Source organism: Streptomyces sp. NPDC020681 (assembly GCF_044334895.1).
Taxonomy (GTDB): Bacteria; Actinomycetota; Actinomycetes; order Streptomycetales; family Streptomycetaceae; genus Streptomyces.
This window is the reverse complement of the sequence record NZ_JBIRTX010000027.1, coordinates 20,014-33,233: the sequence shown is the minus strand read 5'-3', so window position 1 is coordinate 33,233 and position 13,220 is coordinate 20,014. Positions and strand designations below refer to the sequence as shown.

Here is a 13,220-nt window from a genome sequence, read left to right as displayed (position 1 = left end):
GCCCCACGCAGTTGCGCGCATCGCCCTGCCGGTCACCGGCACCGACCCCCGAAGCCCTGCGCACCGATCCAGTCACGGAGCTTGACCAGCGCTCCAAGGGCCCGAGGGTTGGTAGTACGAGGCGACGGCGGGCTGTCCGGTGTAGTTGGGGCCGGCGTGGGGATCTGCGCCGAGATAGTCCCAGGGAGGGTCGACCTTCCGGGGGCCGTGGAGGGTGAGTCGGTGGTGGCGCGGGTGGTAGGTGAACCCTGCCGCGCGCAGCGCCGCCAGCGCGGGACGGCTGGCTGATCTGCCGTCGGCCCACCGGATCGAGTCCGGGTCGAAGTGGGCAACGAACAGCCCCTGGTGAGTGAGCCAGGATGCTGCCCGGGTGAGCAGGCCCAGCTGGTCGCCCACGTAGTGCAGCCCGTGGACACACGTGATCAGGTCGTACGCCCGCGGAGCGGTCCATGTCGCGATGGAGGCGGTGATGAGTTCCACTCCAGGGGGCGGTGGGCTCGGCGCGAGCGGGCCCACCAGATCGATGCCGGTCAGCACGGAGGCGTCCGGCAGCCTGCCAGCTGCCTCCCGCAGGGCTCTGCCTTCTCCGCTGCAGACGTCGAGCCAGGACGGCGCCGCGGACTGGGTCAGGAGATGGTGGACCGGATCGAGGCCGAGTTCGCGGGCGTAGCTGTTGACGCCGGCCAGGCCTCGTTCACGGTTCATGGTGTTGTTGGCGACCACGGTGGATTGCTCCAACTCGTGATCCGTCAGCAGCCGAGGCCCGGTCATGAAGTCCGCTCCGGCGTGGTGCCTATATGCATTGGATCATTGTCCCAGAGCGCGGTCAGCATGCCCGTCGTCCCCGGATCGTCTGGGACAGGGTTCCGCACGCGATCGGCGCCTCCCGTACGCCAAGGTACGTCGGGGGAGTGGTGGTAGGCGTCAGCTCTCGCGTTGTGTCCTACCGAGGGTGAGTGAGCATCAGGGCGAGTGCCGCCTGGTCGTCGTTGTCGGTTGTCGCCGCGTCCGCCGACCAGTGTTCCGTGTCCGACTGCAGGAACGCCACGATGGCCTCCGGCTGCAGTGAGCGTGTGTCGCCGAAGTGTTCCGCGAGGCGATCCCGGACGGGGTAGAAATGGCCGGATGCGTCGCGGGCCTCGCTCACGCCGTCGGTGTGGACGACGAGTACCTCGCCGGGACCGAGCGCGTGCTGCGTGGTCTCGGCGGGTCTGCCCGGGGACATGCCTCCAAGGCCCAACGGGAGTCCGGGCACGGTGGCCAGGTACCGGGCGCCGTGCGGGCCGAGGACGATCGGGGGCGGGTGTCCGCGGTCGACGACCCGGACCGCGCCGCCGGTGTGCGGGAACTCCAACACCAGCGCGGTGACGAACAGTTCGGGGTCCCCGTCCTCACCGGCCGGGCTGTTGCGGGCGATGCTGAGTTCAAGACGCTCTGCGAGACTGCTGAGACTCGTCCACTCGTGGGCGGAGACCCGGAAGCTGCCCAGGACGGCGGCGACCGTCTGCACCGCGTCCATGCCTTTCCCGCGTACGTCACCGATGATCACCCGCACCCCGAAGGGTGTCGTGCAGATGTCGTACAGGTCCCCGCCGACGAGCGTGCCGCCCTCGCCCGCCGCGTAGAACCCGGCGGCCCGCACCGGACCGAGCCTGCGTGGCACGGGGCGCAGCAGGGTCTTCTGCATCGCCTCGGCCACCGATCTCGCGCGGATCAGGTGCTGCTTCGTGCGCTCGCGCTGCCAGGCGAGCGCAATGCTCGCCGTGCCGATGAGCAGCGTGCCGGCGTACAGGGCGACATGGTGCTGCTCGGCGAAGTGGCCGGGACGCAGGGCCGCCATCAGCATCTGCAGTCCCAGGCAGCCGGCGGTCGCCACAGCGGTGCCCCGCGGCCCGCGTGTCGCGGCGGCCAGCGGCGGCACGCCGGTGAGCAGGAAGCTCACGGGCTCCTGCCCGCGGAGCGCGATCTCCGCGGCCAGATCGATCAGCACCGCGAAGAACGGCAGCCACCAGAGCCAGCCGTGGCGCGGCAGCGACCACCGGTCCGGGCGACGACTCCTGTCAGGCATGGGGCCAGGCATAAGGCGCACCTTAAGAGCCGGGCCCGCCGCGAACGATCACGGCGAGCGCCGTGTCGCGGACAGCTGCTTCCTCACGTACTTTGCCGTGGTCAAGTCCCGGGGCCGCATCCGGGGCGGCCGGACTCCGGGAGTCCAACCGCGATGAATTTCGCCGTGGCTTCCAGTCTGAATCCACACACCCGATCAACCGCACTCGAGGAGAGCGTCATGACCGCTGCCTACACCTTCGACGTCTTTTCCAGCCTCGACGGCTACGGCGCCGCCGGCGGCAACTGGACCGGCTACTGGGGCAAGCAAGGCCCCGAGTTGCTCGACCACCGCCTCGCTCTGTACGGCGAGGAGCAGCGGATGGTCTTCGGGGCCAACACCTATCGGGCGTTCGCGCGGATGCTGGCCTCGAGCACCGAGGAGTCCGAGGTGCGTGACCCATGGGTCACACGGATGAGGAGCCTGCCGGCAACGGTGGTGTCGACCACGCTGGAGGGACCCCTCGACTGGCCGGATGCGAACGTCGTGAGCGGCGATGCCGTCGACGTCGTCGCGCGGCTCAAGGAGGAGTCCGAGGTACCGCTGCGCTCGCACGGCAGCCTGTCGATGAACCGGGCGCTGATGGCCGCCGGTCTGGTCGACCGCGTCCAGGTGACGCTCTTCCCTGTGATCACCGGTCAGACCGGGCTGGACCCGATCTTCCAGGGTGCGGCCGATTTCGACCTCGAACTGATCGAGCGCCGGACGCTCGACGGCCACATCCAAGAGCTCATCTACCGGCCCACCCTGCATGTCTGAGTCCGTCTATGCACCCCCACACCGTCAAGCATCCGAACCTGACGCGGATGTTCCGACCGACATGCCGACCGGGCCGGGCGAAGGCTGCGGGGCGGCTGCCTGCCTCATGCGCGTATGAACAGGCCCAGGCTCACCAGGATGATGACCGTCCACACTCCGATCGCCAAGCAGACGATCCTGATGATGAGCCGGTTGACGGCAGCCAGCCGCGATTCGTCACGCTTCGATGGCAAGTCCCCTCCCAGAGGAAGACCATAGTGGTCAGCCCCGGGCCGTCTCAGGGCCGTGCGACAGCGGCCAACGGAGACCAACGATGACAACCGCCGACAGCTTCACCGAGCTCAGCTCTGCAGGTGCGCCATGTCCGCCGTGCCGATCATCTGTGCCGGGTAGGAGTCTGCTCTCAGCCCTGGTCCTCGATTTCGGCGTCGGCGACAGCGATGGCGATGCCGAGCGCTGCGGTGATGTTGCCCGCTGCCGTCATGACGCGGGCGGTGCCCACGATGGGGGCGATGGCGACCAGGACGTCTTGCAGCTGCTCGGCGGTCATGCCTGCCTTGATGGCGGGGTCGATATTGGCCACGTAGGAGATCGGCGGAGCGTCTGAGGCTGCGAGGGCCGCGATACGCGTGAGCATGAACGTGTCCGGAGCCAATCCGCACCGTTCGATCGAGTCGACCGTCATGGCGGCGAGGGTGTCCAGGACAGGGGTTTCTGATGCAGTGGCCATGCCAAGTGCCTTTCCCGTGTGCTTCCGACGCCGAGTTGGGAATGGTGGCGGAGCATCGGGTGTCCGCAAGCGCCGGGCTCCCTTTAACCCTAGATCCGTCCTGGGTACCCCGCCTGGCGGCGCAGGTCTCCCATTCTGACCAGCCGGTGCTCGGGACGCGGGCCACGGCATCGCCGTCGTGGGCGTGGGATCGTCGAGCTTCCCGTGTCAGCGGGCGATCGTCAGGGCGAACGGCTTGGGGCCATGGCGGCGGAACAGGTGGGGGACGAGCAGAACCAGCGATTCCGTGGCGCGGGCCGTGGTGATGTCGCCGAGGTCTTCGATCCACTCCTGGCGCCAGCCAGGTCGGCAAGCAGGCCGCGCCCAGCCGCTTTGGCATCTGCCCGGCGGCAAGGTTTGCCGCCGGGCTGCCGGGGTCCGTCAGGGGCAGGGATCAGCACGCACCGAGGTCCTGCCACACCCCCCACTCACCCGTGGTGCCGGGTTCCTCGTTCTTCGTCCACCACTTCGACTTCCACTGGTGCGACGCGTGGGAGACCGTCGTACCGCCGCCGTACTCCGTCGCCGGGTTCCACGCGGGCGCCGTGCATGTGCCCGGGTCGGAAGGGGACGGCGACGGTGAGCCCGACGGGGAGGGTGTGGGCGACGGGGAGGAGCCGGTGCCCGGCTCGACGATCGTCGTCCCGCGCGCGAAGTCCCCGGCGAGCGCGTATGTCTTGCCGCCGAAGGTCGCCGTCCAGTTGGACGGGGTCGACACCGGCAGGTAGTAGACGAAGTCGAGCTGGACCGAGGCGCCCGGTGCCAGGGTCTGCCAGCTCGGCAGCTTCAGTGAGACGCGGTTGTAGTCGCCTTTCAGGCCACCGACGTTGGTGCCGCTGTGGTCGCTGCGGATGATCGTGGTGCCGAATCCGGACTGGTCCTTGGCGTTCGCCGGGGCGGAGGTGCCGTAGTCGAACTGGAACTCCGTACCGCCGGGCAGTGTCGCCGTCGTGTTGTTGGTGATCTTCAGCTTGGGGCTGATGGGGTAGTTGGAGTCGCCGAGCGGGAACTGCCCGAACTCCACGTCGATCTTCACTGCTTCGCCGGGCATGGTGGTCGTCGCCCGCTTCGCGCCGTACGGAGAGGCCGCCTTGAACTTGTCGTACATCGCCGTCGTCAGGGTGTCACCGATCTCGTACTGGCCCTTGGCCGCGTTCCAGCCGTAGTCGCCCGCCAGCTCCCAGACCATCGTGCCGCCGATGCCCCGGTCGACCACGTAGTCGGCCTTGGCGGCCACGGACTGCTCGTCCTCGGTGGACAGGAACACCTTCTTCTGAGCGTTCCACAGCCACGGAGCGACCAGCGTGGAGTCGTACTTGCGGGCGTACGTCCCGGTCAGCGTCGTCGCCGAGGGGAAGCCGTACTTGGTGACATAGTCTCCGACGACACCCTGCTCGAGGTTCTTGGCGTGCCACATCGGGTTGGAACCGGCAGGGGACTCATTGCCGGCGGTGTCCTTGTCGTGCCACAGGTTGTCGATTCCCACCGCGCCGTCACCGCACTTGGTCAGGCCGGAGCCGGCCGGGCAACTGGTCGAAGCCGCCCTGCCCCACAGCCCGTCGGTGCCGCCCTGCACGTTCTTGAAGCCGCGGGTGTAGTACGGCAGGCCGATGTTGATGCGTCCGGCCGGCATCGAGCCGCGGAAGTAGTGGTAGGCCCAGTCGGTGTTGAGATAGCCGATGCCGCCGTACTGGGACGTGGAGTACACGCCCGCGGCGGCAAGTTCGGCGTCCTTGCCGTCGTCGAAGAGCGAGGCGTTCGGGCCGACGTACTCGTTCCACGCGCCGTGCAGGTCGTACGACATGATGTTGACGTAGTCCAGGTACTTCTGGACCTGGTAGGTCTCCATGCCGCGCAGCAGGTAGCCGGACGACGGCGCGGCCACGGTGAGCAGATAGTGCTTGCCGTCCGCGGCGCCCGCGTGGTCGAGCTTCTCGCGGAGCGTTTTCATCAGAGCTGCGTAGCCCTGGACAAGGCCTGCGCGGCGGGCGTTGGAGATGGAGTAGTCGAGCGGATTGCCCGCGTCCTTCATGGACGTCGGGTACTCGTAGTCGATGTCGACGCCGTTGAAGCCGTACTTCTTGATGAAGGTGACGGCGGATTCGGCGAAGGTGTTGATGCCGGCCTGATTCACCGAGCCGTCGGCGTTGGTCGCCATCGAGTAGAAGCCGCCGGAGCCCACCCGGTTGCCGCTGTCGTCGAAGTAGCCGCCGGTCTCGGCCCAGCCGCCGACCGAGATCAGCGTCTTCACGTTCGGGTGCTGCTTCTTGAATTTGCTGAGCAGGTTGAAGTGGCCCTTGTAGGTGTACGCGGGGTCCATCTCGGCGCCGGTGACGCCGGGCCAGGTCATTCCGGTGGCCGCGTTGTTGGCGCCGTCCGTACCGACGGACAACTTGTTGCCGGAGTCGATGTGGCCGAAGGCATAGTTGATGTGGGTGACCTTGCTCCACGGAATGTCGGAGGCAAGGTAGGCGGGCTCGCCGTTCTTGCCGGTACGCCATCCGGTGAAGTAGCCGATGACGCGGCGCTGGTGGTCGGCGCCCATCTTCTCCCTGCCCTCGGCGTCGTACACGGAGCAGTAGGGAACGTCGATGCCCGGAGTCGAATAGAGCCCGTCGGGACGACAGGACTCCTGAGAAGCGGCCTGTGAAACGCCTGCCGGGAGCGATCCGGCCAGCAGCGCTGCGGCGGCTACGAGCAGCGATGCCCGGACACGGGTGGGGGAGAGCACGGTCGGATCCTCCTGGTGGGAGTGGGCTGCACCCGCCAGGGGCGCAGGGGGAACGGCCTCGCACACATGGCATTTGGGGGTGGGTCATGCCGGGCCGGGGGGGGGGGGCCCCCCCCCCCGGGCGCCCCCGGACATACGCCAAGACAAAAAAGAAAAAAAAACTTCGGTGTAAAAGTATTTAAAACTACCAGTGGGGGGCGGGGTTGGGCCCACCCTCCGTTCAGGGGTCGTTCGGGCTGCACGATCGCCCATTCGTCCGTTCCGGCGGCCGTCGGGCTTCATGAGCGGGCCAGTGTGCTGGGGCCGCCGATCAGGGTGACCCGGACACCGTCCTCGCCGACGCGCAAGGAGGTGGCCTTGAGGCCGAGCGGATAACGGCCCTCCTGTGCGCCCGCCCCGGCTCCCAGACCGCTGCCGATGCTCCCGAGGCGGCTGGGAGGCACGGCGCGGCCGAAGACCGTGAGCCCGTCGACGGAGAATAAAACCTTGCCGTCCACGATTGCCGGACGCAGCGTCAGTTGTCCCTGGCCGCCAGGGCCGAGGCCGACGGCTATCGTCCCGCCGGCCGGGTCGGTGGCGACCGAGGAAACGGCCGCGGCCGGTGCCGCGGCCTGGACCGCGGCACCGATGGAGTACGTGGGGACGGTGACCTCGGCGTGGGTGCTGCTGACGCGGGCCTCGTCGCCGAGGCGTACGTCGTCGAGCCGCGCGTCGACGGAGACCTGCGGCAGGGGCCCGAGGTGTGCGTCGTCGCTGCTGATCTCGAGCCGCGGGATGTGCTGTTGCGTCATGTCCCACAGGGCCCAGCTGCCGCCCGTGCTGACAGTCAAGGTGTCGCCGAGGGCGGGGGCCGCGGTGGCGATGCGGCTCCGGATCATATGACGTGCCGTGAGTTCTCCTGTCCCGGCAGCGGCAACGGCCGCGAGGGCGACGGCTGTTGTGATGGTGAGCGCCGGGCGTCGGCGCAGTGTCCTACGGAGCCTTGACGAATGCCGCTTCATCATTCACCTCGATTGCTACGGCCGTGGTTCCTTCGGGGTCGAGGTGAGGCAGGTGTCTGTCGAGCCAGCCCGGTATCCACCAGTTGGCGCGCCCGAAGAGATACATGGACGCGGGAACCAGGACCAGCCGGACCACGGTGGCGTCGATCATGACGCTCACGCCGAGGCCCAGCGCCAGCATCTTGACGACGGTGTTGGTGGAGAGCAGGAAGGCCAGGAACACACTGGTCATGATCAAGGCCGCACAGGTGATGACGCGGGCGGTGGCGGCGAGGCCGGTGGCGACGGCCAGGTGGTTGTCCTGCCGTCGTAGCCAGCTCTCGCGGATCCGGGAGAGCAGGAACACCTCGTAGTCCATGGAGAGTCCGAAGGCGATCGCGAACATCATCATCGGCACGTAGGACTCGACAGGCACCTTCTCGGTGACCCCGAACAGCGAGCCGCCCCAGCCCCATTGGAAGACCGCCACGACCACGCCGTACGAGGCGGCGATGGAGAACAGGTTCAGCAGGGCGGCCTTGAACGCCACCAGCGGGCTGCGGAAGACGGTGAGCAGCAGCAGGAACGCGGCGGCGACGACCACGCCGATGATCAGCGGGAGTTTCGCGACGAGCGTGTCGGTGAACGTCAGGCCCGCTGCGGTGGGGCCGGTGACATAGCCGGTGGCGCCGGTGCCGGACAGCGTCTTGGGCAGGGTGTCGTTCTGCAGGGTGTGGAAGAGGTCGGCGGTGGCCTGGTCCTGCGGGCCGGCGGTGGGGGTGACCGTGGTGATGAGCAGGGCGTGGTCGGGACTTGCGGCAGGTGGCGTCACAGAGGCGACACCGGGAACGGCAGTGAGAGAGCGCTGGAGCAAGGTCGCCACGTCGTGGCGCTGTGCCTCGTCGGCGACCTGCCCGCTGTTCAGCTGGGTGACCACGGTCAGCGGCCCGTTGGCGCCGGGACCGAAACCCTCGGTGATCAGGTCGTAGGCGCGGCGGTTGGTGCTGCTGGTGGGCTGGGCGCCTGCGTCGACATGACCGAGTCGCATCGACGCGGCCGGGACGGCGAGCACGCCGAGCATGAGCAGGCCGGTGACCAGGAAGAGCCAGGGACGCCGTCCGATCATGGCGGCCCAGCGGTGCCACAGGTCCGAATCGCCGGTCGGTTCGGCGACCGGGGTCCGCACACGCAGCCGGTCGATACGGCGGCCCAGCAGACCGAGGAGCGCCGGGGTGAAGGTCAGCGACGCGGCGGCGGCCACGACGACGGTGAGCCCGGCGGCGGCTCCGAGGGTGCCGATGAACGTGACACCGGAGGCGTAGAGCCCGGCAAGGGCCATGGCGACGGTGGCGGCGGCGACCAGCACGGCCCGGCCGCTGGTGGCGAGGGTGCGCCCGACCGCGTCGTGCGGTTCCAGGCCGTCGTGCAGCAGGGCGCGGTGGCGGGTGACCAGGAAGAGCGCGTAGTCGATGCCGACGCCCAGGCCCATCATCGAGGCGAGGGTGGGCGCCGCCTGGGCGAAGCTGAAGTGTGCGGCCAGCAGGCCGAGTCCACTCAGGCCCACGGCCAGGCCGAGTACGGCGGTCAGCAGCGGCAGCCCCGTGGCGGCGATGCTGCCGAAGCCGATCAGGAGCACGAGTACGGCGACGGCCAGGCCGATGGCCTCCGAGGCGCGGTCGGCGGATTTGGGTGCGGCCAGCTGCCCGAGCGGGTCGCCGTACTCGACGGTGACGTGGTCGGCGCGCAGCGGCGCCAAGGCGGTGTCGACCTGGGCGATGTAGGAGCGGTCGAAGCCCGCCGGATTGCTGCCGAAGCGAACGGTGACCATGCCGATGTCGCCGTGCGCGGACACGGCGCCGGGTGTGGTGAGCGGGTCGGAGACCGCGAGCACCTCCGGCAGCCGTTCCAGCCTTTCGACGGCCGTGTTGATGGCGGCCCGGTGATCGGTGAGGGAACCCTGGTCCGATGTGATCGCGATCGGCGCGGACACGCCCCCGGAGCTGTCGCCGCCGTGCGCCTTCAGCAGATCGGTGCCGGTCTGGGTGCTGGTGCCGGGCAGGGAGAAGCTGTCCGCAAAGGCGCCGCCCCACGTGCTGTTGGCCACCCCGAGGCCGACCAGGAGGATCGCCCAGACGGCGATGACGCGCCAGGCGTGCCGGGCGCACCAGCGCCCCAGTCGATGCAGCAGGCCGGGCCCGCCGACTGATTCGGTTTTCATGGGCGCTGACAGTGGGCGACGGACGTATGGACACCGTGGGCTCATTGTTCGGGGAATGTACGGGCCAGGACGCACACAGCGGGAGACCGGGCCTGCGTGGTTAGCATCGAGCACGTTCCCGCACCTGAGAGAGGCATCGTTGACGCCTCCCTCAGCTTAAGCAGGGGGATTCCTAGCTCACGTCGCCTGCCCCCCGGCGGAGGCGCAGGTCTTACACGATCAGCGCTAGCCGGGTTGCAGACCAGCCCGGACCAGCATCACGCGGGCGGAGTTCTTGTCTCTGGGCGAGACCACTCCGCATGCGGTGCAGGTATACGTTCGTTCGGAAAGAGGTAGTGCGTGCTTGGTTCTCGCTCCGCACTGCGCACAGTCCATCGTGGTGTGCGCGGGGTGTACCAGATGCACGATCCGCCCGTGCTTGCGGGCCATCTCGACCAACGCCGTCTTGGTCGCTCCGATCGCGGCGTCAGCGGCCTTGCGAGCCATCGTGGACTTCGCCAGGAACTTCGGGCGGAAGTCCTCCACGGCCAGCGCGTCATGGTCGCGGACCACGCGCTTGGCCCACTTGCGAGCGGTGTCCTGCCGCTGCCGGGCTACCTTCTTGTGCAGCTTCGCCGTCTGCCGGTGGGCTTCGCGGTAGCCCTTCGATGCGGCCTTCCCCTTCGCCGGTCGGCGCCGGGCCATCATCCGCTGATACTTCGCCAGACGCTGGGCGGCGGTCTTGCCATGCTGTGGGTGGGGAGGGTCGTGGTCGTCGCTGGTGGTGGTCGCGGTTTCTTTGACGCCCCAGTCGATGCCGATCACCCGGCCGGTTTCCGGCAGGGCCTCGGTGCTGGTGCCCACGACGAAGGAGGCGTACCACGCTCCGGTGCTGTCGCGGTACACGCGCACACTGGACGGGGGCTCGGGCAGGTCCCGCGACCACACAGGCACTACGGCGATGCCGCCCGCCAGGTGCAGACAGCCGTCTTTAAGGCGGAAGCCCCGCCGGGTGTATTCGAGGGTCGGCAGCGCTTCGCGCTTCTTCTTGTACCGGGGCATCCCGGCCCGCTGCCGCATCGGCAACCGGGCCTTGATGTCCTTGAGAGCCTTGGCGCGGGACTTCCCGAAGTCGCGTATCAACTGCTGCTGCGGGACACACGCCCCCTCACGCAGCCACTCGGTACGCCCACGGGCATCGGTCAGCAGCGCGGCGAGCTGCACCGGCCCGCACGTCGCCTTCTCTCCGGTCGCCCGGTTGTGCGCGTGCACGGCCTTGGACTTGGCGACGCACTCATTCCACACCCAGCGGCACCGGTCCCACTCGGCTTCGAGCGCAGCACGGGCCGTACGGGAGAGGCGAAGCCGGTAGGTGAACCGGGCGTGCCCGATCACCTCGCCCGCCTTCGCCTGCGCCGTCACGAAGAGCAACCTATCGGGTCAGTACGACAGTTGAGGAGACGCCCTGGTGGACTGCCTCACCGGCCCGGTTGGCACTGGGATCCGCCCTGGCGGCGAACCCCAGCCCTATGCCCTGCTCCGCAGGATCTTCGTTTCCTCCCCACCTAAAAGTGGGCGTATCCACGAAGGAGACCAGATGACCGATTCCAAGGGTCTCGTGCTGGTCGTCGAGGACGAGCCTCATATCGCCGATGTACAGAGGCTCTACTTGGCTCGCGAGGGCTTCGGCGTCCATGTCGAGGCCAATGGGAGCGCCGGGCTCGCGGCCGCGAGGCGGATGCACCCGGTGGCGATCGTGCTGGACATCGGGCTGCCGGGACTGGACGGCATCGCCTTCTGCCGGGCTCTGCGGGACGCGGGCGACTGGACGCCCGTGCTGCTGGTGACCGCGCGCGACGAGGAGGCGGACCGGATCCTCGGCCTCGAGCTGGGTGCGGACGACTACCTGACCAAGCCGTTCTCACCGCGCGAACTGGTGGCCCGGGTCAAAACGGTGCTCCGCCGGGCCGCCGGCCCGCCCGGTGCGCCGGCCGGCAGCGTGGGCCGGCTCACCCTGGACCGGCTCAGCCGCACCGTGCGACGCGACGGTGAGCCGGTTGAGCTCACCGCCACCGAGTTCAACCTCCTCGCGCACCTGGTCCAGCACATGGGGCAGGTCTTCACCCGCGAGCAGTTGCTCGCACAGGTCTGGGGGTACCCGGGCTACCGCGACACCCGGATGGTCGACGTCTTCGTCTCCCAACTGCGCGCCAAACTCGGCGATGCGAGCCCGATCCGCACGGTGCGCGGCGTCGGCTACAGCGCCGTGGACCCGGACGCATGAGGCGCTCACACCTGCAGCGCGGGTCCCTGTCGCGCACCATCGTGATGCTGACCACCGCCGTGGCGGCACTCGCGGCAGTGTTGACCGGGCTGATCGCCTGGCAGACCGCGGCGGACGGCGTGGAGCAGCGCGAGCGCGACCATCTGACGCGCCAGGCGACGCTCCTCAGCCGCCTGCCCGTACTGTCCCAGCCGCTGTTCAAAGGGGCTCAGGTGGTGGCGGGGCCGAACGGCGTCGAGATCGCCGTGATCTTCCCGGACGGGTCGGTCCAGGGACCTGCCACCCCAGCCGTCGACACCGAGTCAAAGGCCGCGCTGCTGGCGGGCCGGCCGGTCTCCACCAACGGCATCCTCGGCGGGCAGGACGTGCTCCTGGTGGGACGGCCCGGGGTGCGCGGCGGTGCGGTCGTACTGACCGAGCCGTACACGGTCGTCGAGAACAACACGCGCCAGATCCGTCGCAACGCGATGGTGCCGCTCCTCGTCGGCATGCTCGGTGCGGCTCTGGCCGGCGCGTTCCTGGCCCGCCGCACCGCCCGGCCGCTGGTGTCGGCCGCACAGGTCGCGCACCGGCTCGCCGACGGTGAACGCGGTGTACGTGCCCCGGTCGACGGCCCACGGGAGGCCGCGGACATCGGACACGCGCTCAACGCCCTCGACGAAGCGCTGGCGCACAGTGAGAACCGGCAGCGGGAGTTCCTGCTCTCGGTCTCCCATGAGCTGCGCACCCCGCTGACCGCCGTGCAGGGCTACGCGGAAGCGCTGGCCGACGGCCTGATCGAACCGGACCAACTCCCGGACGTGGGCCGCATCCTGGTGGACGAGACCCGCCGTCTGGACCGCTTCCTCGCCGACCTGCTGGACCTGGGCCGGCTGGAGGCCGACGACTTCCGCCTGGACACCGCTCCGACCGACCTGACCGCTCTCGTCACCGAGGCCGCGGCCTTCTGGTCGGGCCCCTGCGCACGCGAGGGCATCGACCTGCGGCTTGAGAAGCCCAAGCGGCCCGTCATGGCGGACACCGACGCCTTCCGCGTACGACAGCTGATCGACGGCCTGGTGCAAAACGCCCTCCGGGCCACGCCCGGCGGTGCGCCCCTGGTCCTCGCGGTGCGCGCCGGGGCGGCCGGCGGAGCCGAATTGCAGGTCCGCGACGGCGGACCCGGACTGACCGAGGACGACGTTCGCATCGCCTTCGACAGTGGTGCTCTGCACGCCCGCTACCGGGCCACCCGTCCTGGAGGCAGCGGCCTGGGCCTGGCCATCGCCCACCGTCTGACCAGCCGCCTCGGCGGCACCATCAGCGTCGAAGGACACGGGCCCGAGGGCGGCGCCTCCTTCACCGTCGCCCTGCCGTCGTATCCCGGCGACCCGGCTACGGCGTCGGGCTGAAG

General features: G+C 69.2%; 10 protein-coding genes and 1 pseudogene. 3 read left to right on the top strand and 8 right to left on the bottom strand.

Annotated features, from left to right (window positions below):
• Positions 1–72: 72 nt before the first annotated feature.
• Positions 73–771, bottom strand: coding sequence for a class I SAM-dependent methyltransferase (locus tag ACH4YL_RS36730; protein WP_398511870.1), 699 nt, complete (start codon positions 769–771; stop codon positions 73–75).
• Between the two features lie 172 nt (positions 772–943).
• Positions 944–2,068, bottom strand: coding sequence for a PP2C family protein-serine/threonine phosphatase (locus ACH4YL_RS36725; RefSeq protein ID WP_398511869.1), 1,125 nt, complete (start codon positions 2,066–2,068; stop codon positions 944–946).
• 219 nt (positions 2,069–2,287) lie between these two features.
• Here ACH4YL_RS36725 and ACH4YL_RS36720 point away from each other — a divergent pair, with 219 nt between their 5' ends.
• Entirely contained in the window at positions 2,288–2,866 is a 579-nt protein-coding gene (locus tag ACH4YL_RS36720; RefSeq protein WP_398511868.1) for a dihydrofolate reductase family protein, read from the top strand.
• Between the two features lie 104 nt (positions 2,867–2,970).
• On the opposite strand, the gene ACH4YL_RS36715 is transcribed toward ACH4YL_RS36720, so the two are convergent.
• The 6 genes and pseudogenes from ACH4YL_RS36715 to ACH4YL_RS36690 form a co-directional block, all read right to left on the bottom strand.
• Entirely contained in the window at positions 2,971–3,099 is a 129-nt protein-coding gene (locus tag ACH4YL_RS36715; protein WP_398511867.1) for a hypothetical protein, read from the bottom strand.
• 170 nt (positions 3,100–3,269) lie between these two features.
• On the bottom strand, positions 3,270–3,596 hold the full coding sequence (locus ACH4YL_RS36710) for a carboxymuconolactone decarboxylase family protein (RefSeq protein ID WP_398511866.1): 327 nt from the start codon (positions 3,594–3,596) through the stop codon (positions 3,270–3,272).
• Between the two features lie 433 nt (positions 3,597–4,029).
• The gene (locus tag ACH4YL_RS36705; RefSeq protein WP_398511865.1) at positions 4,030–6,366 is read right to left on the bottom strand and encodes a chitinase C-terminal domain-containing protein; all 2,337 of its coding nucleotides are present in this window, start codon (positions 6,364–6,366) and stop codon (positions 4,030–4,032) included.
• Positions 6,367–6,644: 278 nt separating this feature from the next.
• On the bottom strand, positions 6,645–7,367 hold the full coding sequence (locus ACH4YL_RS36700; RefSeq protein ID WP_398511864.1) for an LmeA family phospholipid-binding protein: 723 nt from the start codon (positions 7,365–7,367) through the stop codon (positions 6,645–6,647).
• A complete protein-coding gene (locus tag ACH4YL_RS36695) occupies positions 7,339–9,564 on the bottom strand; it encodes an MMPL family transporter (RefSeq protein ID WP_398511863.1) in 2,226 nt (741 codons plus the stop codon). Before ACH4YL_RS36695 ends, ACH4YL_RS36700 begins: the two co-directional genes overlap by 29 nt.
• A gap of 203 nt (positions 9,565–9,767) precedes the next feature.
• Positions 9,768–10,965: pseudogene (locus tag ACH4YL_RS36690) on the bottom strand (RNA-guided endonuclease InsQ/TnpB family protein); the annotation flags it as partial.
• A gap of 175 nt (positions 10,966–11,140) precedes the next feature.
• Here ACH4YL_RS36690 and ACH4YL_RS36685 point away from each other — a divergent pair.
• Positions 11,141–11,827 carry a response regulator transcription factor gene (locus ACH4YL_RS36685; protein WP_398511862.1) on the top strand — a complete coding sequence of 229 codons (687 nt, stop codon included), beginning with the start codon at positions 11,141–11,143 and terminating at the stop codon, positions 11,825–11,827.
• Entirely contained in the window at positions 11,824–13,218 is a 1,395-nt protein-coding gene (locus ACH4YL_RS36680) for an ATP-binding protein (RefSeq protein ID WP_398511861.1), read from the top strand. The genes ACH4YL_RS36685 and ACH4YL_RS36680 overlap by 4 nt, the downstream gene beginning before the upstream one ends.
• Positions 13,219–13,220: the final 2 nt, after the last annotated feature.